We start from the raw sequence: 22,851 nt of genomic DNA on the forward strand, positions 1-22,851 counted from the left end.
ACCCCCACACCCTGACCACCCGCCACAACCTCGCCTACTGGCGGGGAGAGGCGGGAGACGCGGCCGGCGCCGCAGCCGCGTTCGAGCAGCTGCTGGCCGACCGCCTGCGGGTGCTGGGCAAGGACCACCCCCACACCCTGACCACCCGCAGCAACCTCGCCCACTGGCGGGGAGAGGCGGGAGACGCGGCCGGCGCCGCAGCCGCGTACGAGCAGCTGCTGGCCGACCGCCTGCGGGTGCTGGGCAAGGACCACCCCCACACCCTGACCACCCGTAACAACCTCGCCCACTGGCGGGGAGAGGCGGGAGACGCGGCCGGCGCCACGGCCGCGTTCGAGCAGCTGCTGGCCGACCAAGTTCGGGTGCTGGGCGAGGACCACCCCCACACCCTGACCACCCACCACAACCTCGCCTACTGGCGGGTCAAGGCGGGAGAGACACCCCGCGATTGAAGGCCAGCTGGATCCGACACCGTTCCCGAGCCTGACGGGCTGGCGCCGGCGAAGTCGCGGAAAAACTACGCTGACGCGCTCGCCACCATCACGCCTGCACTCGTGAAGTCCAGGACAGGTATGCCAGGTTGGATCAATGTCACCTTCCTGAGACGGGGTGGGGCATGTTCACCTTGCGGCAGGGCGTTGTCCGGGCCGGCCGGAGCTGGACAGACGACGGGGCAGCGCACGAGACCCGCCACCTGAAGGCCCGGACCAAGAGGGACTCCCGGCCGGTACCCATCCCGCCGCACTTCGTGCGGATGCTCCGGGAGCACATCGCTACCGAAGGCACAGCGCCCGACGGCCGGCTCTTCAGGACCAACCGCAACGGCCTGTTGCAAGAGACCGGCTACGAGGTGTGGGCGAAGGCTCGCCGAGATGTGCTGAGCCCCTACGACTTGCGGCACGCCGGGGTGTCGTTCTGGCTCAGCTCCGGAGTGGACGCCATGGAGTGCGCCCGTCGCGCTGGCCACAGCATCGCGGTCCTCCACAAGGTGTACGCCAAGGTGTTGGACCAGACGCGGGAGCGGGCAAACAGTCGGATCGACGCGGCCCTACGAGCGTGGAACGAGCCGGAGTGATCATCCTCTCCCCCGGGGGACGCCTGGGGGACACGCACTGACTGACGTCGGGATACGAGCGGCGGGGTGAGACACGCCCGCGTTCCGCCCGCTGCGACGCGAAGGGCCGTCGACAACGAGAAACCCCCTCTGACCAGGTATTCAACCTGGTCAGAGGGGGTTTCCCTCCGTGTGGCGGCGCCAGGATTCGAACCTGGGAAGGCTGAGCCGGCAGATTTACAGTCTGCTCCCTTTGGCCGCTCGGGCACACCGCCGGGTAGTGCTGCCGCTTCGAACCCGCTTTCGGCGGTGTTCCCCGGCAACGACGTAAACAATACCCGATCCGCAGGGGTGCTTCGCCACCCCATTGATCTCCACCCGCGGGGCGCGGGGTGGCTAGGCTGGTGCGGATGCGGCCCGGTGCTCCACCGGGCCCGGCGGTCGCCGCCGCGCACGCCGGCACGCACCCGATACGCACCCGATACAAGGAGCCACAGGACATGGCCGACTCCAGTTTCGACATCGTCTCGAAGGTCGAGCGGCAGGAGGTCGACAACGCCCTCAACCAGGCCGCCAAGGAGATCTCGCAGCGCTACGACTTCAAGGGCGTGGGGGCCTCGATCTCGTGGTCCGGTGAAAAGATCCTCATGGAGGCGAACTCCGAGGACCGGGTGAACGCCATCCTCGACGTCTTCCAGTCGAAGCTCATCAAGCGCGGCATCTCGCTGAAGGCGCTGGAGGCGGGCGAGCCGCAGCTCTCCGGCAAGGAGTACAAGATCTTCGCGTCGATCCAGGAGGGCATCTCCCAGGAGAACGCGAAGAAGGTGGCGAAGATCATCCGCGACGAGGGCCCCAAGGGCGTGAAGGCCCAGGTCCAGGGTGACGAGCTGCGCGTCAGCTCCAAGAGCCGCGACGACCTGCAGACCGTCATCGCCCTCCTCAAGGGCAAGGACTTCGACTTCGCGCTGCAGTTCGTGAACTACCGGTAGGACCGGGCACGGGCGAGGAGACGATGAGGGTGGGCACCCGGCGGTGCCCACCCTTTGCGTACCGCCGCGCCTCACGCGCGCGGTCAGTCGCGTGAGTTGCCGAACAGGATCCGGTAGACGATCAGCAGCACCAGGGAGCCGCCGATGGCCGCGGCCCAGGTGGCGCCGTCGTAGAAGTGCTTGCTGACCGGGTGGTCCAGCCAGCGGGCCGATATCCAGCCCCCGATGAACGCGCCGGCGATGCCGATGAGGGTCGTCCCGATGAAGCCGCCCGGGTCGCGTCCCGGCAGCAGGACCTTGGCGATGGCTCCGGCCAGCAGTCCCAGAATGATCCAACCGATGATGCTCATGCCGTGAACCTGCCCTTCCGCGCTGTGTCCGCACTGTCGGTTCCCTGGGATTCCAGTGGGACCCGCTGTCCGTCGCGCGCGTGTTCGTGCCGTGTCGATGAAGAGGACGTCACAGGTCCGCCCGCCGGTTGCCGGGCTCACTAGGGTGCGGCGCATGACACCTACCGATGCCGCTCTGCGCCGTACTCTGGGCGTGCGGGACGCCGTGGTCGTCGGCCTGGGCTCGATGGTCGGCGCCGGCGTCTTCTCCGCTCTGGGCCCGGCCGCGCGCGCGGCCGGCTCCGGGCTGCTGCCCGGGCTCGCCCTCGCCGCCCTGGTGGCCTACTGCAACGCCATGTCCTCGGCCCGGCTCGCCGCCCGCTACCCGGCCTCCGGCGGGACGTACGTGTACGGCAGGGAGCGGCTCGGCGCCTTCTGGGGCCATCTCGCCGGCTGGGCCTTCGTGGTCGGCAAGACGGCCTCCTGCGCGGCCATGGCGCTCACCGTGGGCGCGTACGTGTGGCCAGGGCAGGCGCACGCGGTGGCGGTCGCCGCCGTGGTGGCCCTGACCGCCGTGAACTACGGCGGGATCCACAAGTCGGCCTGGCTGACGCGGGCGATCGTGGCCGTCGTCCTGGCCGTTCTCGCGGCCGTGGTCGTGGTGTGCCTGACCTCCGGACGCGCCGACGCCGGGCGGCTGGACATCGGCCTGTCCTCGGGGGCCGGCGGGGTGCTCCAGGCGGCCGGGCTGCTGTTCTTCGCCTTCGCCGGGTACGCGCGGATCGCCACCCTCGGCGAGGAGGTGCGCGACCCGGCGCGCACGATTCCGCGGGCGATCCCGCTGGCCCTGGGGATCGCTCTGGTGGTGTACGCGTGCGTGGCCGTCGCCGTGCTCGCGGTCCTCGGCGCGGACCGGCTCGGGCAGACGGCGGCGCCGCTGGCCGACGCCGTGCGGGCGGCCGGGGCGCCGGGGCTCGTGCCCGTGGTGCGGGCCGGGGCCGCGGTGGCCGCGCTGGGCTCGCTGCTCGCGCTGATCCTCGGGGTGTCCCGGACGACGCTCGCCATGGCCCGGGACGGCCACCTGCCGGGCGTCCTGGCGGCCGTCCACCCACGGTTCCGGGTGCCGCACCGGGCGGAGCTGGCCGTGGGCGCGGTGGTCGCCGTGCTGGCCGCGACGGTCGACGTGCGCGGCGCGATCGGCTTCTCGTCGTTCGGCGTGCTCGTGTACTACGCCGTTGCCAACGCCTCGGCCTGGACGCTCGGGCCGGGCCCGCGCGCCCGCGTGGTGCCCGCGGTGGGCCTGCTGGGCTGCGTCACGCTGGCGTTCGCGCTGCCGGCGGCCTCGGTGGCCGTCGGCGCGGGCGTGCTCGCGGCGGGCGGGGCGGCCTACGGCGTACGAGGGTGGTGGACGGGCCGGCGCGAGACGTGACGTCGGGCCGACGGGCCGGGCACGCGTGCGTGCACGCGCGTGCGCCGGCCCGGCTGCGGCGCCCCGGTCAGCGGCCCGCGAACGGCTGGTCGGTGCGGACGATCTCGCGGCCCAGCGGCAGCAGGGAGACCGGGATCAGCTTGAAGTTGGCGATGCCGAAGGGGATGCCGATGATCGTGATGCACAGGGCGATGCCGGTGGCGATGTGGGCGAGCGCCAGCCACCAGCCGGCCAGGAGGAGCCACAGGACGTTGCCCACGCAGGACGGCGCGCCCGCGTCGCGCCGCTCGACCGTGGTGTACCCGAACGGCCAGAGGGCGTAGATGCCGATGCGGAAGGCGGCGAGGCCGAAGGGGATGCCGATGATCGTGATGCACAGCAGGACGCCGGCGGCCAGGTAGCCCAGGAACAGCCAGAAGCCGCTCAGGACGAGCCAGATGACGTTCAGGATGGTCTTCACAGGCGTCCTGCCATCTTCTCCAGGCGGGCGATGCGCTCCGCCATGGGCGGGTGGGTGGAGAACATCTTGGACAGTCCCTGCCCCGCGCGGAAGGGATTGGCGATCATCATGTGGCTCGTCGTCTCCAGCCGGGGCTCGGGCGGCAGAGGCAGCTGCTGGGTGCCCCTCTCCAGCTTGCGCAGGGCGCTGGCCAATGCGAGCGGGTCGCCGGTGAGCTGGGCGCCGGAGGCGTCCGCCTCGTACTCCCGGGAACGGCTGATGGCCAGCTGGATCAGGCTGGCGGCGAGCGGGCCGAGGATCATGATCAGCAGCATGCCGAACAGGCCGGGGCCGTCGTCGTCGTCCGAGCGGCCGACCGGGATCAGCCAGGCGAAGTTCACCAGGAACATGATCACCGAGGCGAGCGCGCCGGCGACCGAGGAGATGAGGATGTCCCGGTTGTAGACGTGGCTCAGTTCGTGGCCGATGACGCCGCGCAGCTCCCGCTCGTCCAGCAGGCCCAGGATGCCCTCGGTGCAGCACACGGCCGCGTTGCGCGGGTTGCGGCCGGTGGCGAAGGCGTTGGGGGCCTCCGTCGGTGAGATGTACAGGCGGGGCATGGGCTGGCGGGCCTGCGTGGACAGCTCCCGCACCATCCGGTACAGCGCCGGGGCCTCGAACTCGCTGACCGGGCGGGCGCGCATCGCGCGGAGCGCCAGCTTGTCGCTGTTCCAGTACGCGTAGGCGTTCGTGCCCAGGGCGACCAGGACCGCGACGATCAGTCCGGTGCGCCCGAAGAAGCTGCCGATGACGATGATGAGTGCGGACAGTCCCCCGAGGAGTACGGCGGTCCTGAGCCCGTTGTGCCGGCGGTGCACGGTACGCCCTCCAAGTCGTGCATCTGGGGAACACTCTGATCCAGTGGACCCTCCCGCTGATGACAACGCCAGGCGGCGGCCACGAGTTCCCCGACGGATACGGCGGCGTGCCTGGGCCGCCCGGGTGACGTGCGGGTTCGGCCACGCGCGCGTCGGGGGCACGGGTGCCCCGCGCGCGCGTGACGACTCCTCAGAACAGTCCGGTGGCCGCGAAGCGGAGGACCAGCTGGGGTGCCCCGGACAGGGCGACGCCCAGGACGCCGGTCAGGGCGAGCGCGGCCGTGAGGGGGGCCGGGACGCGGTGCCGGGCGGGCTCGCCCTCGGGGGCGCGGAACAGCAGGGCCGTCCACTGCAGGTAGTAGAAGAGGGCGATCACGACGTTGACGGCCATCACGACCGCGAGCCAGCCGAGGCCGGCGTCGACGGCCGCCGAGAACACGGTGACCTTGGCGAACAGGCCGATGATGCCCGGCGGCAGTCCGGCCAGGCACAGCAGGAAGAAGGCCAGCAGGAGCGCGCTGAGCGGGTTGGTGGCGTACAGGCCCCGGTAGTCGCTGATCCGGTTCAGGGCGCGGCCGCGGCCCACCAGGGCGGCCACGGCGAACGCGCCGAGGTTCACGGCGGCGTACATCAGGGCGTACGCGACCGTGGAGCCGATCGCCCTCTGGGCGTCCTTGGTGTACCCGGCGGCGGCGATCGGCACCAGCAGGTAGCCGGCCTGGCCGACGGAGGACCAGGCGAGCAGCCGTACGGCGCTGTACGCGCGCGTGGCCTGCTGGCGCAGGGCGGCGACGTTGCCGACGGTCATGGTGAGGGCGGCCAGGACGGCGAGCGCGGGGCCCCACACGTCGGCGTACGAGGGGAACGCGACGACGGTGACGAGGATCAGCCCGGAGAAGCCGACCGCCTTGCCGATGACGGACAGGTAGGCGGCGACGGGCAGGGGCGCGCCCACGTAGGTGTCGGGCACCCAGAAGTGGAAGGGCACGGCGGCCGTCTTGAAGGCGAAGCCGACCAGGGTGAGGACGACACCGGTCTGGGCGAGGGTGTGCAGCTGCCCGTCGACGTGCGGCAGGCGCTGGGCGACCTGGGTGAGGTAGAGGGTGCCGGTGGAGGCGTAGACGAAGCTGATGCCCATGAGGCTGACCGCGGTGGCGGTGACCGAGGACAGGAAGAACTTCAGGGCGGCCTCGGAGGACCGCTTGTCGCCGTGCCGGATGCCGACGAGGGCGAAGGCGGGCAGGGAGGCGACCTCCAGGGCGACGATCAGGGTGGCGAGGTCGCGGGAGGCGGGCAGCAGGGCGGCGCCGGCGGCGGAGGACAGCAGCAGGAACCAGAACTCGCCGGCCGGGACGCGGCGCCGCTCGTCGTCCAGGTGGGTGACCGAGAGCAGGGCCGCGAGCAGGGCGCCGCCGAGGACCAGGAACTGGATGACGAGGGTGAAGTGGTCGGCGGTGTAGCTGCACGCGCGCGCGTGGCCGCCGGTGCAGAAGGTGCTGCGGTCGCCGTCCAGCAGGGGCAGCAGCAGCGCGGTCGCCGCGGCCAGTCCGGCCACCGAGACCCAGCCGAGCACGGCCTTGCGGGGCTCCGGCACGAACAGGTCAGCGACGAGGACGGCGAGCGCCACGACGGCCGCGAGGGTGGGCGGGGCGATCGCGAGCCAGTCGACGGACTGGACCAGCGACTCGGCAAGCGGCTGGGCGCTCATCGGGTGCCTCCTGCGAGGAGCTGCTGCACGGCCGGGTCGGTCAGGCCGAGCAGGGCCCTCGGCCACAGTCCGGCGAGGACGGTGAGGGTGACGAGCGGGGTCCAGGCGGCGAACTCGTACCCGTGCACGTCGGCGAGTTTCGGCACCTCCCGCTCCGCGCCGCCCATGCAGACGCGGCGGACCACGATCAGCATGTACGCGGCGGTCAGCAGGGTGCCGAACGCGCCGATCGCCATGAAGGTGAGGAAGGCGGGCCGGCTGAGGTCGGCGCCGGGCCGGAACGCGCCGAAGAGCGCGAGCATCTCGCCCCAGAACCCGGCGAGCCCGGGCAGGCCGAGGGAGGCGACGGCACCGAAGGCGAGCAGGCCGCCGAGGCGCGGGGCCCTGCCGTACAGCGCGGCACCGGTCTTCTCGGCGAGGGTGTCGAGGTCGGTGCTGCCGGTGCGGTCCTTCAGCGCGCCGACCAGGAAGAACAGCAGGCCGGTGATGAGGCCGTGGGCGATGTTGGCGAACAGGGCGCCGTTGACACCGGTCGGGGTCATGGTGGCGATGCCGAGCAGGACGAAGCCCATGTGGCCGACGGAGGAGTAGGCGATCAGGCGTTTGAGGTCGCCCTTCGCACCCTGCTTGGCGAGGGCCAGGCAGGCCAGGGATCCGTAGATGATCCCGACGACGGCGAACGCGGCGAGGTACGGCGCGAAGGTGTGGAAGCCGTGCGGCGCGACCGGCAGCAGGATCCGGACGAAACCGTACGTACCCATCTTCAGCAGGACACCGGCCAGCAGCACCGAGCCGACGGTCGGGGCGGCGGTGTGGGCGTCGGGCAGCCAGCTGTGCAGCGGCCACATCGGTGTCTTCACCGCGAGCCCGATCCCGATCGCCAGAACGGCGATGACCTGCACGGACGCGGTCAGCGACCGGCCGTTGTCAGTGGCGAGTGCCACCATGTCGAACGTGCCCGCCTTGATTCCGATCAGGAGCAGGCCGAGCAGCATGACCACGGAGCCGAGCAGCGTGAACAGGATGAACTTCCACGCGGCCCGGGTCCGGCCCTCGCCGCCCCAGCGGGCGATGAGGAAGTACATCGGGATGAGCACCATCTCGAACGCGAGGAAGAACAGCAGCAGGTCGAGGACGGCGAAGGTCGCGAGGGTGCCGGACTCCAGCAGGAGCAGCAGGGCGACGAACGCCTTCGGGGACGGGCCCGACGGCGGCTTGAAGTAGGAGTAGAGCGCGCAGAGGAAGGTCAGCAGCGCGGTCAGGACCAGAAGGGGGAGGGAGATGCCGTCGGTGCCGAGGTGGATCCGCACGTCGAGTGCGGGGATCCAGCTGATGTCGGTCGTGGCCTGCATCTTCGACGGATGGTCGTGGTCGAAGCCGAGCGCGAGGACGATCGCGGCGATGAGGACGACGCCGGTGACGGTCACACCGTGCCGGAGCACGGCCTGCGCGGGTGACTTCCCCTTCAGCCCGGGCGGGGCGGGCAGGAGAGCGGCGGCGGCGCCGAGGAGCGGGCCGACGACGACGAATGCCAGAAGGAACTGCATCACGGACTCGTTGATATCGATCACGCCTGCTCACACTCCCGTGGCGACGAGGAGGACGGCGACCGCCAGGACGACGGTGCCGGCGAGCAGCGCGCTCACATAGGTCTGCACATTGCCGGTCTGGGCGCGCCGTACGGCGGCCCCGAGGAGCCGGGGCAGGGCGGCGGCGCCGTGGACGTAGGTGTCGACGACCTCGCGGTCGAGGAACCGGACGAGACTCGCCCCGGCCTGCACCGGGCGGACGAACAGTGCCGCGTAGACGGCGTCCAGATGGAAGCCGGCGGCCGCGGGGCGGTGCAGCGGGCCGAGCAGCAGCCGTGACGGGTCGGCCGGGTCGGGGGCGGAGGCGATGTCGCCGTAGGCCGGTTCGTGGGTGGCGATGGCTTCGGCCTCGACCAGCCCGGCGTCCTCCTCGGGGTGGGCGGCGACCGCACCGAGCGGGACGCGGGCGGCGAGCACGGCGGTGCGCTGCCAGGCGCCGTAGGTGAGCAGCCCGCCGACCAGGGCGAGGCCCGTGCCGAGGATCGAGGTGAGCAGGGTCGGGGTCAGGTCGCGGCCGTCGAACCAGCCGGGCAGCGAGCGGTAGGCGAGCCCGCCGAAGGCGAGGGAGGGGACCGCCAGGACCCAGAGCACCACGGTCATGGTCAGCGGCTGGCGGCCGTGGTCGGGGGCCTCGGCGCCCCGGCCGCGGAAGGCCAGCAGCCACAGCCGGGCGGCGTACGCGGCGGTGAGCAGGGCGGTGACCAGACCGGCGACGAGGACGATCCAGCCGGCGGCGCCGGGGGCGTGCCCGGTGTGGCCGGAGGTGACGTGCTCGGCGGCGCCGAGGACGGACTCCTTGGAGAAGAAGCCGCTGAAGGGCGGGATCGCGGCGAGCGCGAGCAGCGCCACGGTCATCGTCCAGTAGGCGTCCGGGACGCGGTCGCGCAGGCCGTGCATGCGGGACATGGCGGCCAGCGAGTTGGTGCCGGCGGCGTGGATGACCGCGCCGGCCGCGAGGAACAGCAGCGCCTTGAAGGCGCCGTGCGACAGGAGGTGGAAGACGGCGGCACCGCGGTCGCCGACGGCGAGGGCGCCGGTCATGTAGCCGAGCTGGCCGATGGTCGAGTAGGCGAGGACACGCTTGATGTCGTCCTGGGCGAGCGCGGCCAGACCCGAGCCGGTCATGGTCACGGCGGCCATGACGGCGAGGACCACCATCGCGGCCTGGGAGGCCTCGAAGAGCGGGAGGAGACGGGCGGTGAAGTAGACACCGGCGGCGACCATCGTCGCGGCGTGGATCAGCGCCGAGACGGGTGTCGGGCCCGCCATCGCGTCCGGGAGCCAGGTGTGCAGCGGGAACTGCGCCGACTTGCCCGCGACGCCCGCGAGCAGCAGCAGGGCGATCACGGTGGGGTGGCCGATGCCGCCGCTCGCGACGGCGCCGAGGACGCGGGTGATGCGGAACGACCCGGCGTCGGCGGCCAGCGCGAACAGGCCGATGAGGAACGGCACGTCGCCGAGCTTGGTGACGAGGAAGGCCTTCAGGGAGGCGGCGCGGGCCTCAGGGGTCTCCCAGTAGTGGCCGACCAGGAAGTAGGAGCAGATGCCCATGACTTCCCAGCCGACCAGCAGCACGATCAGGTCGCCGGAGTAGACGACCAGGAGCATCGCGGAGGTGAACAGGGAGACGAGGGCGGCGTACGAGGGGTAGCGGGGGTCGTCCCGCAGGTAGCCGGTGGAGTAGATCTGCACGCAGGTCGCGACGAACGCCACCAGGACGGCGACGAGCGCGGCGAAGCCGTCGATGTGCAGGGCCAGCTCGATCGGCACGGACCCGGTGGGCGTCAGCTCGGTGTGGGCGTCGACGGCCGTGCCGCCACCCTGCCGTACGGCGACCAGCGCGGCCAACAGCAGGGAGGCCAGCGGCGGCAGCACGGCGAGCGGGCGGACGAACCCGGGGGCGGTGCGGCCGAGCAGCAGGCCGGCCGCGGCGCCCAGGAACGGCAGGAGCGGGACGAGGACGGCGAGGGTGGTCGTGGTCACGCGGTGGCCTCAGCCTTCTCGGCCGCGGGGGTGTCGGGGCCTTCGGTCTCGGGGCCCTCGGCGGTGTCGCGGAGCTTGTCGATGTCGGAGGTGCCGCGGTTGCGGTAGACGGCGAGCACGATGGCCAGGCCGATGCCGATCTCGGCGGCGGCGATGGCGATGGTGAACAGGGTCAGGGCCTGGCCGGAGTGCAGGGTCTCCTTCGCGGCACGGCTGAGCCAGACGTCGAAGGAGACCAGGTTGAGGTTGACGGCGTTGAGCATCAGCTCGACCGACATCAGGACCAGGATGGCGTTGCGGCGGGCGAGGACGCCGTACAGGCCGGTGCAGAACAGGAGGGCGGAGAGTACGGCGGGGTAGGCGAGGTGCATCAGCGGGCGCCTTCCTTCCCGGGAACCGCGGGGGCGGCGTCGGCCTTGGCCTTGCGGGACAGGACGATCGCGCCGACCAGAGCGGCGAGGAGCAGCACGGACAGCGCCTCGAAGGGCAGCACCCAGTGCCGGAACAGGCTGGCGCCGGTGACCTCGGTGGTGCCGGCGGCCGGGCCGTCCAGGTCGATCCAGGTGGTCCGGAAGGCGTCGACGACCACCCACACCAGGGCGACCGCGGCGGCGACGGCCACGGCCAGGGCGGCCCAGCGGTTGCCGGAGTCGGCGTCCGGGGAGCGGCCGATGGGGGCCCGGGTGAGCATCAGACCGAACAGCAGGAGGACGACGACGGAACCGACGTAGATCAGCACCTGCACCCAGGCGATGAACTCGGCCGTGAGCAGCAGGTACTCCACGGCGAGACCGCCGAGCGTGACCACCAGCCACAGGGCGGCGTGCACCAGCTGCCGGGTGGTGACGGTGACGAGCGCGGCGCCGAGGGTGACCAGGCCGACGAGCAGGAAGGCGATCTCGACGCCGGTCGGGGAGAGGAAGCCGTGCGGGTCGGCGGCGGCCGCGGTGGCCGTTGCTGCGGCGAGGGTCACGACGCACCCTCCTGTGGATCGGCCGGCTCGGCCTGGGCCGCGGCCAGCTTCTCGGCGGTCTTGCGGGCGGCGGCGATCTCCTTGGGCTCCTCCGCGCCGGGGTCCAGGGCGGGCGGGGCCGGCACGGTCCACATCCACTCGCGGAGCTTGTCCCGCTCGTGGGTGAGGTCGCGGATGTCGGTCTCGGCGTACTCGAACTCCGGGGACCAGAACAGGGCGTCGAAAGGACAGACCTCGATGCAGATACCGCAGTACATGCACAGCGAGAAGTCGATCGCGAACCGGTCGAGGACGTTGCGGCTGCGCTCGCGGCCGCCGGGGGCGGCGGGCGGGACCGTCTCCTTGTGGGAGTCGATGTAGATGCACCAGTCGGGGCACTCGCGGGCGCACAGCATGCAGACCGTGCAGTTCTCCTCGAACAGACCGATCACGCCGCGGGTGCGGGGCGGCAGTTCGGGCAGGACGTCGGGGTACTGCTCGGTGACGTGCTTCCTCGTCATCGTGCGCAGGGTGACGGCCAGGCCCTTGGCGAGGCCGCTGCCGGGGATGGGGGCCATGGTTAGCTGATCACCACCTTGACGATGCCGGTGAGGGCGATCTGGGCGAGGGAGAGGGGGACGAGCAGGGTCCAGGAGAGCTTCTGGAGCTGGTCCTCGCGCAGCCGCGGGTAGGTCACGCGGAGCCAGATGACCAGGAACGCGAGGACCGCGGTCTTCAGCAGGGTCCAGACCCAGCCGAGGCCGTCGGCGCCCCACGGGCCGTGCCAGCCGCCCAGGAAGAGGACGGTGGTCAGGCCGCACAGGACGACGATGCCGGCGTACTCCGCCAGCAGGAACAGGGCGAAGCGCAGGCCGGTGTACTCGGTGTACGCACCGAAGATGATCTCCGAGTCGGCGACCGGCATGTCGAACGGCGGGCGTTGCAGCTCGGCGAGTCCGGCGACGAAGAAGACGACCGCGCCGACGATCTGCCAGGGCACCCACCACCAGTGGAAGGAGTGCAGGATGCCGGGCAGGGAGACCGTGCCGGCCGCCATCGCCACCGAGGCCGCCGCCAGCAGCATCGGGAGTTCGTAGGCGAGCAGCTGGGCGGCCGTGCGCAGGCCGCCGAGCAGGGAGAACTTGTTGGCGCTGGCCCAGCCGGCCATCAGCGAGCCGAGCACGCCGACGCCCATCACCGCGAGCACGAAGAACACGCCGGCGTCCAGCACCTGGCCGACGGCGCCCTCGCTCGGGCCGATGGGGACGGCGAGCAGGACGAGGAGGTACGGCAGCAGGGCCACGGCGGGGGCGAGCTGGAAGATCCGGCGGTCGGCGCCCGCCGGGACCACGTCCTCCTTCTGCGCGAACTTCACACCGTCCGCGATGAGCTGCGCCCAGCCGTGGAAGCCGCCGGCGTACATCGGGCCGAGGCGGCCCTGCATGTGGGCCATCACCTTGTGCTCGGTCTGGCCCACGATCAGCGGGAAGGTGAGGAAGACGACGAAGACGACCAGGAGTCGCAGGGCGACGTCCAGCGCGCCGTTCACTGCGGGCCTCCTGCGGGGTCGTCGGGGGTGGTGGGGGTGGTGGGGTCGTCGGCGGTGCCCGGCTCCTCGGGGGTGCCGGGGCGCGGCTCCGGGGCGGGTGGCTGTTCCGGCTCCGGTGCCTTCCCCTCGGCCGACCGCGGCTCCGGTGCCTTCCCCTCGGCCGACCGCGGCTCCGGTGCCTGCTCCTCGGCCGACCGCGGCTCCGGTGCCTGCTCCTGGTCCGGCTGCGGCTCCGGCTCGGTGAACGCCGGGCGGGCGTGGTGCCACGGGGCGTCGGCGCTGCGTGGGGCGGTGCTGCGCCGGGCGGGGCGGGCGCCGGCCGCTCCGGCCGGCCCCTCCGGTTCCGCCCGCTCGGCCGGCCCTGCCGGTCCCGCGGATTCCGTCGCTTCCCTAGGGGCGGCCGGTTCCGCAGGGGCGGCCGGTTCCGGGGTCGCCCGGGTCCGCTGGGTGGCCGAGCCCTCCGAGGCGCTGCGGGCGCGGCGCGGCCGGGCGGGTGCGGGCGCCGGACCGGGCTCGTGCGCGACCGAGGCCTCGGCGGCCGGCCCTTCCACCGGACCCTCCGCGGCCGCCTGGACGGCGTCGCCCTCGGTCGCGGCCTGCTTGCGGCTCGCCGCGTCCTCGTCCCGCGCCGCCGCCTGGCTCACCGAGCCCTCGCTCGCGCTCCGCGCCCGACGCGGCCGAACGGGAGCACCGGCACCAGCCCCCGCACCGGCGCTGGCCTCCCCCGCCTGCGGAGCAGCCTGGCCGGCCGAGCCCTCGGAGGCCGTGCGGGTGCGTCGTACCGGGCGGTCGCCCGCCGTGCGCCCCGCCGCCCTGGCCGGGCGGGCCGGGGCAGGGGGGAGCTGGCCCTTCAGGGGGCCCCACTCGTTGGGGTCCGGTACGCCCGGGGGCAGCATCTGGCGGCGCTTCGGGCCGCCGTGCGCCGCACCCGCCGCAGGCTCCCCGGGTTCCTTGGCCCCCGGCCAGGCCTTGGCGACGCGGGCGGCGAGGACGAAGTCCTTGCGGAGCGGGTGGCCCTCGAAGTTCTCGGGGAGGAGGAGGTGCTCCAGGCCCGGGTGGCCCTCGAACTCGACGCCGAACATCTCGTGGGTCTCGCGCTCGTGCCAGGCGGCGCCGGCGTAGACGCCGACGGCGGAGGGCAGGGAGGGGGCGTCGTGCGGGACCGTCGTACGGACCAGGAGGCGGCGGACCGGGTTCAGGGCGACGACGTGCGCGGCGACGCGGAAACCGGTGCCCGGTTCGTCGACCGCGCTCAGCCAGTCGAAATAGGTGCAGGACAGGGTCGTACGGGCCGTCTCCAGCGCGGTGAGCCAGTCGGACGGCGGTACGTCCACGGTCAGCAGCTCGTACGACTCCTCGGCCACCGCCTGCGGACCGAAGAGTTCCGCGGCGGGGGCGGGCAGCCAGCCCTCGGCCGTGCTCATCGCGTGCCTCCCTCGCCGGCCGGGGCCGGGGGCTGCACCAGTCCGCTCTGCAGCGCGGCGGCGGAGGGGCGGGCGGACCCGTTGCCGTACCGCTCCCCCAGCGACTCGCGGGCGATCTTCTCCTGGAGCTTGAGGATGCCCTGGAGCAGCGCCTCGGGGCGGGGCGGGCAGCCGGGGACGTAGACGTCCACCGGGATGATCTGGTCGACGCCCTTGGTGACGGAGTAGGAGTCCCAGTAGGGGCCGCCGCAGTTGGAGCAGGCGCCGAAGGAGATGACGTACTTCGGCTCGGGCATCTGCTCGTACAGGCGCTTGACGGCCGGGGCCATCTTGTCCGTGACCGTGCCCGAGACCACCATCAGGTCGGCCTGGCGGGGGCCCGGTGCGAAGGGGATCACGCCGAGCCGGATGAAGTCGTGGCGGGCCATCGACGCGGCGATGAACTCGATCGCGCAGCAGGCGAGGCCGAAGTTGAACACCCAGAGCGAGTAGCGGCGGCCCCAGTTCAGGACCACCTTCATCGGCTCGGGTGCCAGCCGGGCGAGGGCGCCCAGCCGCTTCGGCTCCGGCAGGAGAACGGGCTCGGACACCGGCTCGGGCGCCGACTCGGGCACTGAGGGGTTCACGTCCATGCCAGGACGCCCTTCTTGTATGCGTACAGCAGGCCTACGGCGAGGAAGCCGAGGAAGATGAACATCTCCACGAGGGTCGTCGCGCCGTAGCCGGGGGCGGCGAAGACCGTCGCCCAGGGGAACAGGAAGATCGAGTCGACCGCGAAGATCACGTACAGGAAGGCGTAGACGTAGTAGCGGACCTGGGTGTGGGCCCAGCCCTCGCCGACGGGGTCGACGCCGCACTCGTAGGTCAGCAGTTTCTCCGGCGTCGGCACGACCGGCCGCAGCAGGCGGCCCGCGCCGAACGCAACCGCGACGAACAGCACGCCGATGAGGGCGAGCAGCCCGACCACCGAGTAGGACCGGAAGTAGCCGGCCGCGACGACGTTCGCCGCGGCGAACGACGAGTCCCCCAACGTCTCCCGCACGGTCCGTCCCTCGCTCCCTGACCTCGTGACCTTTGTGAACAAGTGAACTCTGTGTCGCTACGCGATTCGAGGATCTGTACGCACGGGAGTCTAGGCCCTGATAAAGACCGGGTAAGCAGCCCGTCACGCCGTGAGACAGCCGGGCCCGCTGGGGGTGGGGTTTTCCCCCGGCGGCGGAGGCAGGCGTACCGCATGGCGTCAGGGGTGCCGCGCACGGCACGCTGATCAGCATGACCGCTCCCCGCCCCGCCGCCGGCCGGTCCGACGGCACCGACGAACGCGACGGATCCGACGGCCCGCACCGGCTGCCTCCGCCCCGGCCCGCCTACGACGCGCACACCTGGAAGGAGATCGCGCATCTCCTGCTGAACCTGCCGGTGGCGGTGTTCGGGTTCACGTACGCGCTGACCGTGCTGGTGACCGGCGGCGCCCTCACCCTCACCGCGATCGGGCTCCCGCTGCTCGCGCTCAGCCTGCTGGGCGCCCGGCAGCTGGGCAAGCTGGAGCGGGCCCGGGCCCGCAAGCTGCTCGGGGTGCGGGTGGCGGAGCCGTCGCCGCTGCCCATCGCCAGGGGCGGGGGCCCGGTGCAGCGGCTGTGGATGGCGCTGAAGGACCCGGTGGGCTGGCGGACCCTGCTGTACGACGCGATCCGGCTGCCCTGGGGCATCCTCACCTTCTGCACCGTGCTGGTCTCGCTGTTCGTGCTGTGGCCGGTGCTCCCGTACCTCGCGCGGGCCATGGCGAACCTGGACCGGGTGATGGTGCGCGGGCTGCTGTCGCCCTCGGACGAGCTGGAACGCCGTATCGCCGAACTGGAGTCCGACCGCGGGATCGTGGTCGACACGGCGGCGGCCGACCTGCGCCGGATCGAACGGGATCTGCACGACGGCGCCCAGGCGCGGCTGGTCAACCTGGCCATGGGGCTCGGCCTGGCCAAGGAGAAGCTGCTGGAGGACCCGGACACGGCGGCGGCGATGGTCGAGGAGGCGCACGGCGAGGTGAAGCTGGCCCTCCAGGAGCTGCGCGACCTCGCCCGGGGCATCCACCCGGCCGTGCTGACCGACCGCGGCCTGGACGCGGCCCTGTCGTCCGTCGCCTCCCGCTGCACGGTGCCGGTGAAGGTGACCGTGGACCTGCCGGCCCGGCCCGCGGAGGCCATCGAGGGCATCGCCTACTTCACCGTCTCCGAACTGCTGCAGAACGTCAGCAAGCACAGCGGGGCCCGGACCGCCGCGGTCGAGGTGTGGCGCACCACGGACCGGCTGATGCTCCAGGTCCGGGACGACGGCCGGGGCGGCGCCCGGCTGGACGGGGGCAGCGGCATGCGGGGCCTGGCGGACCGGCTGGGCGCGGTGGACGGCCTGTTCGTGGTCGACTCCCCGGCCGGCGGCCCGACGGTGGTCACCGCGGAACTGCCGTGGCGGGACCGTACGGCCTGAACCCCGCCGGGACGCGCCGGCCCGCCCCGGACGGCCGGGGTGGGGAAAACCCCCCGCTCGAGACGCCGACGGACTCCATGTCGCGCGGACGCGCGGCGGACGACCCTGGTCGTACGGCTGAACCGCCGCCAGGACGACGAGAACGGGACGACACCGATGGCCACGGAGTACGGACAGGGGTTCGCCCACCGGAGCGAGCCGCACCACCGGCTGCCCGCCGCGCTGCGGGCGCCCGTCGAGGGGCGCAGCCTGCGCGAGTTCGCCTACGTGCTGCTGGGCCTGCCGATCGCGATCGTGCTGTTCACGTGGACGGTGACGATGGTCGCGCTCGGCGCGGGCCTGCTGGTGACCTTCCTCGGCATCCCGGTGCTGGCGGCGGCGCTGGCCGGCTGCCGGGGCTTCGGCGTGCTGGAGCGGGCGCGGGCGCGCGGGCTGCTCGGCCTGGAGGTGGCCGACCCGGAGCCGCTGCGGCCGCGCACGCCGGGCGCGGCGGCCTGGACGGGCGCGCTGCTCAAGAGCGGCGCCTCCTGGCGGCACGCGCTGTACGCGCTGGTGCAGTTCCCGTGGGCGGTGTTCTCGTTCTCGGTCGCGCTGACCTTCTGGACCTGCGGCTGGACGCTGCTGACCTATCCGCTGTGGTTCTGGGTGTTCCCGGCGTACGCCGGCGAGGGCGGTCTGCAGCTGTACGGCGACGCCCACCACAGCGTCTATCTCGACAACCCCTTCGAGATCACCGTGACCGCGTTGGTCGGGCTGCTGTTCACGCTGGTCACGCCGTGGCTCGTCCGGGCGCTGACCACCGTGGACGGGCTGCTGGTGCGCGGGCTGCTCGGCCCGTCGCCGCTGTCGGCGCGGGTGGTGGAGCTGGAGTCGGACCGCGGGACCGTGGTCGACACGGCCGCCGCCGACCTGCGGCGCATCGAGCGGGACCTGCACGACGGGGCGCAGGCCCGGCTGGTCGGCCTGGCCATGGACCTGGGGCTGGCCAAGGAGAAGCTGCGGGAGGACCCGGACACGGCGGCGCGGATGGTGGAGGAGGCGCACGGCGAGGTGAAGACGGCCCTGCAGGAGCTGCGCGACCTCGCCCGGGGCATCCACCCGGCCGTACTGACCGACCGCGGCCTGGACGCGGCCCTGTCGTCCGTCGCCTCCCGCTGCCCGGTCCCGGTGCGGGTGGAGGTCGACCTGCCGGCCCGGCCGGCGCCGGCCATCGAGGGCATCGCCTACTTCACCGTCTCCGAACTGCTGCAGAACGTCGGCAAGCACAGCCGGGCCCGGTCCGCCACGGTCGACGTCTGGCGCTCGGCGGACCGGCTGATGCTCCAGGTGACCGACGACGGCGTCGGCGGCGCGGACGCCTCCCGGGGGTCCGGCCTGGCCGGGCTCACCGCGCGCCTGGACGCGGTGGACGGCGTCCTGCTGGCGGACTCCCCGGCGGGCGGCCCCACCCGGGTGATCGCGGAACTGCCCTGGCGCGGCTGAGGGCACCCGCGCTCCGCCCCGGTGCGGCAAGGGCACCCCCGCTCCGCCCCGGTAGGGCGGCGGTCCGGCACGAATCCTGGAATGCTGGTCCTCCGCGGGACGGCGCGGACGGATGCCGTCGCGGAGACCGGGGCGCAGGGCAGTGGGGGGCCGGAAGATCGTGGAGGACAGGGTGCGGGTGGTCATCGCCGAGGATTCCGTGCTGCTCAGGGAGGGCCTGACCCGGCTGCTGACCGACCGGGGGCACGAGGTCGTGGCCGGCGTCGGCGACGCGGACGCACTGGTGAAGACCATCGCGGAGCTGGCCGACCAGGGCGAGCTGCCCGACGTGGTGGTGGCGGACGTGCGGATGCCGCCGACCCACACCGACGAGGGCGTCCGGGCGGCCGTCCTGCTGCGCCGGCTGCACCCGGGGCTCGGGGTACTGGTGCTGTCGCAGTACGTGGAGGAGCGTTACGCCACCGAACTGCTGGCCGGATCCAGCCGGGGCGTCGGCTATCTGCTCAAGGACCGGGTCGCGGACGTACGGGAGTTCGTGGACGCGGTGGTGCGGGTCGCCGGGGGCGGTACGGCGCTGGACCCGGAGGTGGTCGCGCAGCTGCTCGGCCGCAGCCGCAAGCAGGACGTGCTGACCGGGCTGACGCCCCGGGAGCGCGAGGTGCTCGGGCTGATGGCGGAGGGGCGGACCAACTCGGCGATCGCACGGCAGCTGGTGGTCAGCGACGGTGCCGTGGAGAAGCACGTCAGCAACATCTTCCTGAAGCTGGGTCTGGCCCCGAGCGACGGGGACCACCGGCGGGTTCTGGCCGTTCTCACCTACCTGAACTCCTGAGGCGGGGGTCCGTCCGGGAGGGCGGGGTGATCCGCAGGAGGCGGTCCCGGACGGCGGCCGGAGAAGGGAACCTGGAAACGCGCGGGGAGCGCCTTGGCCGGTGCCTCGGCGATGCGGGACATCATGTGAACGCAGCGCGACAGGCCGTCTCGAATTCGTCCAATCCACGGATGACCTCGGGAAGGCGACCCTAACCGACGTAGGGTTGATCCTGGGATGGTCCGTGGGACGACCAGGCCCCGGACAGCCGCCTCGAAGGAGGTCCAGTTCAGTGACCAGCCAGGTCAGCAGCCCAGCGGAGCAGACCGACGGAACCGTCGTGGGAGAGCAGCGCAAACCGGGCGGCGCGAAGGACGTGCGGCGCCTGGACCGGGTGATCATCCGGTTCGCGGGGGACTCGGGTGACGGCATGCAGCTCACCGGGGACCGGTTCACCTCGGAGACCGCTTCGTTCGGCAACGACCTCTCCACCCTGCCGAACTTCCCCGCCGAGATCCGCGCCCCCGCCGGCACCCTGCCGGGTGTCTCGTCCTTCCAGCTCCACTTCGCCGACCACGACATCCTCACCCCGGGTGACGCGCCGAACGTCCTGGTCGCGATGAACCCGGCCGCACTGAAGGCCAACATCGGCGACCTCCCGCGGGGCGCCGAGATCATCGTGAACACCGACGAGTTCACCAAGCGGGCCCTGCAGAAGGTCGGCTACGCCAGCGACCCGCTCCAGGACGGCTCGCTCGACGGCTACAGCCTCCATCCGGTGCCGTTGACCACGCTCACCGTGGAGGCGCTGAAGGAGTTCGACCTCTCCCGCAAGGAGGCCGAGCGCAGCAAGAACATGTTCGCGCTGGGCCTGCTGAGCTGGATGTACCACCGGCCCACCGAGGGCACCGAGAAGTTCCTGAAGTCGAAGTTCGCCAAGAAGCCGGAGATCGCCGAGGCCAACATCGCCGCGTTCCGCGCGGGCTGGAACTTCGGCGAGACGACGGAGGACTTCGCGGTCTCCTATGAGGTCGCGCCGGCGGCCAAGGCCTTCCCCGTCGGCACCTACCGGAACATCTCCGGCAACCTCGCCCTGTCCTACGGCCTGATCACGGCGTCCCGGCAGGCGGATCTGCCGCTGTTCCTGGGGTCGTACCCGATCACGCCGGCCTCGGACATCCTGCACGAGCTGAGCAAGCACAAGAACTTCGGTGTGCGCACCTTCCAGGCCGAGGACGAGATCGCGGGCATCGGCGCGGCGCTGGGCGCGGCGTTCGGCGGTTCGCTGGCGGTGACCACGACGAGCGGCCCCGGTGTCGCCCTGAAGAGCGAGACGATCGGTCTGGCGGTCTCGCTGGAGCTGCCCCTGCTGGTGGTGGACATCCAGCGCGGCGGCCCGTCGACGGGTCTGCCGACCAAGACGGAGCAGGCCGACCTGCTCCAGGCGATGTACGGCCGCAACGGCGAGGCGCCGGTACCGGTGGTCGCGCCGAGGACCCCGGCCGACTGCTTCGACGCGGCTCTGGAGGCGGCGCGGATCGCGCTGACGTACCGCACGCCGGTGATGCTGCTGTCGGACGGTTACCTGGCCAACGGCTCCGAGCCGTGGCGCATCCCGGACCTGGAGGAGCTGCCCGACCTGCGGGTGCGGTTCGCCTCCGGCCCGAACCACACGCTGGAGGACGGCACCGAGGTCTTCTGGCCGTACAAGCGGGACCCGCAGACCCTGGCCCGGCCGTGGGCGATCCCGGGCACCCCGGGCCTGGAGCACCGCATCGGCGGCATCGAGAAGCAGGACGGCACGGGCAACATCTCCTACGACCCGGCCAACCACGACTTCATGGTCCGCACCCGGCAGGCCAAGGTCGACGGCATCGACGTCCCCGACGTCGAGGTCGACGACCCGCACGGCGCGAGGACGCTGGTCCTCGGCTGGGGTTCGACCTACGGCCCGATCACGGCGGCGGTACGGCGGCTGCGCACGGCCGGCGAGTCCATCGCCCAGGTCCACCTGCGCCACCTCAACCCCTTCCCGCGCAACCTCGGCACGGTCCTGAAGGGCTACGACAAGGTGGTGATCCCCGAGATGAACCTGGGGCAGCTCGCCACCCTCATCCGAGCGAAGTACCTGGTCGACGCCCACTCCTACAACCAGGTCAACGGCATGCCGTTCAAGGCGGAACAGCTCGCCGCGGCGCTGAAGGAGGCCATCGATGACTGACGCCACCAACGGGCTGCTCCAGCTGGTCCCCAAGGCCGAGGCCAAGCAGTCGATGAAGGACTTCAAGTCGGACCAGGAGGTGCGCTGGTGCCCGGGCTGCGGTGACTACGCGATCCTCGCCGCCGTGCAGGGCTTCATGCCGGAACTGGGCCTGGCCCGGGAGAACATCGTCTTCGTCTCCGGCATCGGCTGCTCCTCCCGCTTCCCGTACTACATGAACACCTACGGGATGCACTCCATCCACGGCCGCGCCCCCGCCATCGCGACGGGCCTGGCCTCCTCCCGCCGGGACCTGAGCGTGTGGGTCGTCACCGGCGACGGCGACGCGCTGTCCATCGGCGGCAACCACCTGATCCACGCCCTGCGCCGCAACGTCAACCTGAAGATCCTGCTGTTCAACAACCGGATCTACGGCCTGACCAAGGGCCAGTACTCGCCGACCTCCGAGGTCGGCAAGATCACCAAGTCGACGCCGATGGGCTCGCTGGACGCGCCGTTCAACCCGGTGTCGCTGGCCATCGGCGCGGAGGCCTCCTTCGTGGCCCGCACGATCGACTCCGACCGCAAGCACCTGACCGAGGTGCTGCGCGCCGCCGCCGACCACCCGGGCACGGCGCTGATCGAGATCTACCAGAACTGCAACATCTTCAACGACGGCGCGTTCGACGCCCTGAAGGACAAGCAGCGGTCCGAGGAGGCGCTGATCCGGCTGGAGCACGGGCAGCCGATCCGCTTCGGGGCCGACGGGGCCAGAGGCGTCGTCCGCGACCGGCGGACCGGCGACCTGAAGGTGGTGACCGTGACCCCGGAGAACGAGGCGGACGTCCTGGTGCACGACGCCCACTCCGCGTCCCCGACCACGGCCTTCGCCCTGTCCCGGCTGGCCGACCCGGACACCCTGCACCACACCCCGGTCGGGGTGTTCCGCTCGGTCGAACGGCCGGTGTACGACGTTCAGATGGCCGAGCAGCTCGACACCGCGATCGAGCAGAAGGGCAAGGGCGACCTGGGCGCGCTGCTGGCGGGCGGGGACACCTGGACGGTCGTCGGCTAGCCCGTACGCCCGCGTGTGATCACGAGGCCCGGGACCGCGCGTCCCGGGCCTCGTCGTATGCCCGGCGGGCACCGAGCACGTCGTCCATGCGCTGCTCGGTCCACAGCGCCAGCGCCCGCACCTGCTCCGCCGCCTCGCGGCCCAGCCCGGTCAGGGAGTAGTCGACGCGCGGCGGGATGACGGGCTTGGCGTCCCGGTGGACGAGACCGTCGCGCTCCAGCGTCTGGAGGGTCTGCGTGAGCATCTTCTCGCTGACGCGGCCGATCGCCCGGCGCAGTTCGCTGAAGCGGTACGGGCGGTCGAGAAGCTGGATGAGCACCAGCACGCCCCAGCGGCTGGTGACGTGCTCCAGGACCAGGCGGTGGGGGCACATGGCCTCGCCGTCGCCCTTCCCCTCACTAACCGACATGTATGTACCTTACTTCAAAGTGGGTACTTACCGATAGTTAGCGCTTCTCCTAGGGTTAGCGGCATACGCA

At 72.2% G+C, this 22,851-nt stretch carries 23 protein-coding genes and 1 tRNA gene; 9 read left to right on the forward strand and 15 right to left on the reverse strand.

The window, feature by feature from the left end:
• Nucleotides 1–452 (forward strand): tetratricopeptide repeat protein (locus tag ABZ923_RS03450; protein WP_361466207.1); only part of this gene is annotated, 452 nt, incomplete at its 5' end.
• 164 nt (nucleotides 453–616) lie between these two features.
• Nucleotides 617–1,075 carry a hypothetical protein gene (locus ABZ923_RS03455; RefSeq protein ID WP_361466210.1) on the forward strand — a complete coding sequence of 153 codons (459 nt, stop codon included), beginning with the start codon at nucleotides 617–619 and terminating at the stop codon, nucleotides 1,073–1,075.
• Between the two features lie 172 nt (nucleotides 1,076–1,247).
• On the opposite strand, the gene ABZ923_RS03460 is transcribed toward ABZ923_RS03455, so the two are convergent.
• A tRNA-Tyr gene (locus ABZ923_RS03460) sits at nucleotides 1,248–1,329 on the reverse strand.
• A gap of 225 nt (nucleotides 1,330–1,554) precedes the next feature.
• Between ABZ923_RS03460 and ABZ923_RS03465 the strand changes: the two genes are divergently transcribed.
• Nucleotides 1,555–2,043 carry a YajQ family cyclic di-GMP-binding protein gene (locus tag ABZ923_RS03465; protein WP_030345349.1) on the forward strand — a complete coding sequence of 163 codons (489 nt, stop codon included), beginning with the start codon at nucleotides 1,555–1,557 and terminating at the stop codon, nucleotides 2,041–2,043.
• A gap of 83 nt (nucleotides 2,044–2,126) precedes the next feature.
• Here ABZ923_RS03465 and ABZ923_RS03470 read toward each other — a convergent pair whose 3' ends face one another.
• Complete coding sequence (locus tag ABZ923_RS03470) at nucleotides 2,127–2,393, reverse strand: GlsB/YeaQ/YmgE family stress response membrane protein (protein WP_361466213.1); 267 nt, start codon at nucleotides 2,391–2,393, stop codon at nucleotides 2,127–2,129.
• Between the two features lie 154 nt (nucleotides 2,394–2,547).
• On the opposite strand from ABZ923_RS03470, the gene ABZ923_RS03475 reads away from it, so the two are divergent.
• On the forward strand, nucleotides 2,548–3,801 hold the full coding sequence (locus ABZ923_RS03475) for an amino acid permease (RefSeq protein ID WP_361466216.1): 1,254 nt from the start codon (nucleotides 2,548–2,550) through the stop codon (nucleotides 3,799–3,801).
• 67 nt (nucleotides 3,802–3,868) lie between these two features.
• On the opposite strand, the gene ABZ923_RS03480 is transcribed toward ABZ923_RS03475, so the two are convergent.
• The 12 genes from ABZ923_RS03480 to ABZ923_RS03535 all read right to left on the reverse strand — a co-directional run bounded on the left by ABZ923_RS03480 (nucleotide 3,869) and on the right by ABZ923_RS03535 (nucleotide 15,365).
• Entirely contained in the window at nucleotides 3,869–4,261 is a 393-nt protein-coding gene (locus ABZ923_RS03480; protein WP_361466219.1) for a YccF domain-containing protein, read from the reverse strand.
• A complete protein-coding gene (htpX, locus tag ABZ923_RS03485) occupies nucleotides 4,258–5,118 on the reverse strand; it encodes a zinc metalloprotease HtpX (protein ID WP_361466221.1) in 861 nt (286 codons plus the stop codon). The genes ABZ923_RS03480 and htpX overlap by 4 nt, the downstream gene beginning before the upstream one ends.
• A gap of 190 nt (nucleotides 5,119–5,308) precedes the next feature.
• On the reverse strand, nucleotides 5,309–6,826 hold the full coding sequence (locus ABZ923_RS03490) for an NADH-quinone oxidoreductase subunit N (RefSeq protein WP_361466224.1): 1,518 nt from the start codon (nucleotides 6,824–6,826) through the stop codon (nucleotides 5,309–5,311).
• Nucleotides 6,823–8,397 carry an NADH-quinone oxidoreductase subunit M gene (locus ABZ923_RS03495; protein WP_361466226.1) on the reverse strand — a complete coding sequence of 525 codons (1,575 nt, stop codon included), beginning with the start codon at nucleotides 8,395–8,397 and terminating at the stop codon, nucleotides 6,823–6,825. Before ABZ923_RS03495 ends, ABZ923_RS03490 begins: the two co-directional genes overlap by 4 nt.
• A 6-nt stretch (nucleotides 8,398–8,403) precedes the next feature.
• Entirely contained in the window at nucleotides 8,404–10,398 is a 1,995-nt protein-coding gene (locus ABZ923_RS03500; protein ID WP_361466229.1) for an NADH-quinone oxidoreductase subunit L, read from the reverse strand.
• A complete protein-coding gene (nuoK, locus tag ABZ923_RS03505; protein ID WP_361466231.1) occupies nucleotides 10,395–10,769 on the reverse strand; it encodes an NADH-quinone oxidoreductase subunit NuoK in 375 nt (124 codons plus the stop codon). The genes ABZ923_RS03500 and nuoK overlap by 4 nt, the downstream gene beginning before the upstream one ends.
• The gene (locus tag ABZ923_RS03510) at nucleotides 10,769–11,371 is read right to left on the reverse strand and encodes an NADH-quinone oxidoreductase subunit J (protein ID WP_361466233.1); all 603 of its coding nucleotides are present in this window, start codon (nucleotides 11,369–11,371) and stop codon (nucleotides 10,769–10,771) included. The genes nuoK and ABZ923_RS03510 overlap by 1 nt, the downstream gene beginning before the upstream one ends.
• The gene (locus ABZ923_RS03515; protein WP_361466236.1) at nucleotides 11,368–11,928 is read right to left on the reverse strand and encodes an NADH-quinone oxidoreductase subunit I; all 561 of its coding nucleotides are present in this window, start codon (nucleotides 11,926–11,928) and stop codon (nucleotides 11,368–11,370) included. The genes ABZ923_RS03510 and ABZ923_RS03515 overlap by 4 nt, the downstream gene beginning before the upstream one ends.
• Nucleotides 11,929–11,930: 2 nt before the next feature.
• Nucleotides 11,931–12,899, reverse strand: coding sequence for a complex I subunit 1 family protein (locus ABZ923_RS03520; RefSeq protein WP_361466239.1), 969 nt, complete (start codon nucleotides 12,897–12,899; stop codon nucleotides 11,931–11,933).
• Complete coding sequence (locus tag ABZ923_RS03525) at nucleotides 12,896–14,323, reverse strand: NADH-quinone oxidoreductase subunit C (protein WP_361466242.1); 1,428 nt, start codon at nucleotides 14,321–14,323, stop codon at nucleotides 12,896–12,898. The genes ABZ923_RS03520 and ABZ923_RS03525 overlap by 4 nt, the downstream gene beginning before the upstream one ends.
• Complete coding sequence (locus ABZ923_RS03530) at nucleotides 14,320–14,955, reverse strand: NADH-quinone oxidoreductase subunit B family protein (protein WP_361466245.1); 636 nt, start codon at nucleotides 14,953–14,955, stop codon at nucleotides 14,320–14,322. Before ABZ923_RS03530 ends, ABZ923_RS03525 begins: the two co-directional genes overlap by 4 nt.
• Nucleotides 14,946–15,365: an NADH-quinone oxidoreductase subunit A gene (locus ABZ923_RS03535; protein ID WP_356147249.1), complete on the reverse strand. Its 420-nt coding sequence runs from the start codon at nucleotides 15,363–15,365 to the stop codon at nucleotides 14,946–14,948. Before ABZ923_RS03535 ends, ABZ923_RS03530 begins: the two co-directional genes overlap by 10 nt.
• Nucleotides 15,366–15,595: 230 nt before the next feature.
• Here ABZ923_RS03535 and ABZ923_RS03540 point away from each other — a divergent pair, with 230 nt between their 5' ends.
• The 5 genes from ABZ923_RS03540 (at nucleotide 15,596) to ABZ923_RS03560 (ending at nucleotide 22,372) form a co-directional block, all read left to right on the forward strand.
• On the forward strand, nucleotides 15,596–16,804 hold the full coding sequence (locus ABZ923_RS03540; RefSeq protein ID WP_361466248.1) for a sensor domain-containing protein: 1,209 nt from the start codon (nucleotides 15,596–15,598) through the stop codon (nucleotides 16,802–16,804).
• Between the two features lie 156 nt (nucleotides 16,805–16,960).
• A complete protein-coding gene (locus tag ABZ923_RS03545) occupies nucleotides 16,961–18,286 on the forward strand; it encodes a sensor domain-containing protein (RefSeq protein ID WP_361466251.1) in 1,326 nt (441 codons plus the stop codon).
• Nucleotides 18,287–18,446: 160 nt separating this feature from the next.
• Nucleotides 18,447–19,118 carry a response regulator transcription factor gene (locus ABZ923_RS03550; protein WP_361466253.1) on the forward strand — a complete coding sequence of 224 codons (672 nt, stop codon included), beginning with the start codon at nucleotides 18,447–18,449 and terminating at the stop codon, nucleotides 19,116–19,118.
• A gap of 271 nt (nucleotides 19,119–19,389) precedes the next feature.
• Entirely contained in the window at nucleotides 19,390–21,318 is a 1,929-nt protein-coding gene (locus ABZ923_RS03555) for a 2-oxoacid:acceptor oxidoreductase subunit alpha (protein ID WP_361466256.1), read from the forward strand.
• Nucleotides 21,311–22,372, forward strand: coding sequence for a 2-oxoacid:ferredoxin oxidoreductase subunit beta (locus ABZ923_RS03560; protein ID WP_361466259.1), 1,062 nt, complete (start codon nucleotides 21,311–21,313; stop codon nucleotides 22,370–22,372). The genes ABZ923_RS03555 and ABZ923_RS03560 overlap by 8 nt, the downstream gene beginning before the upstream one ends.
• Nucleotides 22,373–22,391: 19 nt before the next feature.
• Here ABZ923_RS03560 and ABZ923_RS03565 read toward each other — a convergent pair whose 3' ends face one another.
• Complete coding sequence (locus tag ABZ923_RS03565; RefSeq protein ID WP_361466262.1) at nucleotides 22,392–22,781, reverse strand: helix-turn-helix domain-containing protein; 390 nt, start codon at nucleotides 22,779–22,781, stop codon at nucleotides 22,392–22,394.
• Nucleotides 22,782–22,851 lie beyond the last annotated feature (70 nt).

Source organism: Streptomyces sp. NPDC046881, assembly GCF_040645015.1.
GTDB lineage: Bacteria > Actinomycetota > Actinomycetes > Streptomycetales > Streptomycetaceae > Streptomyces.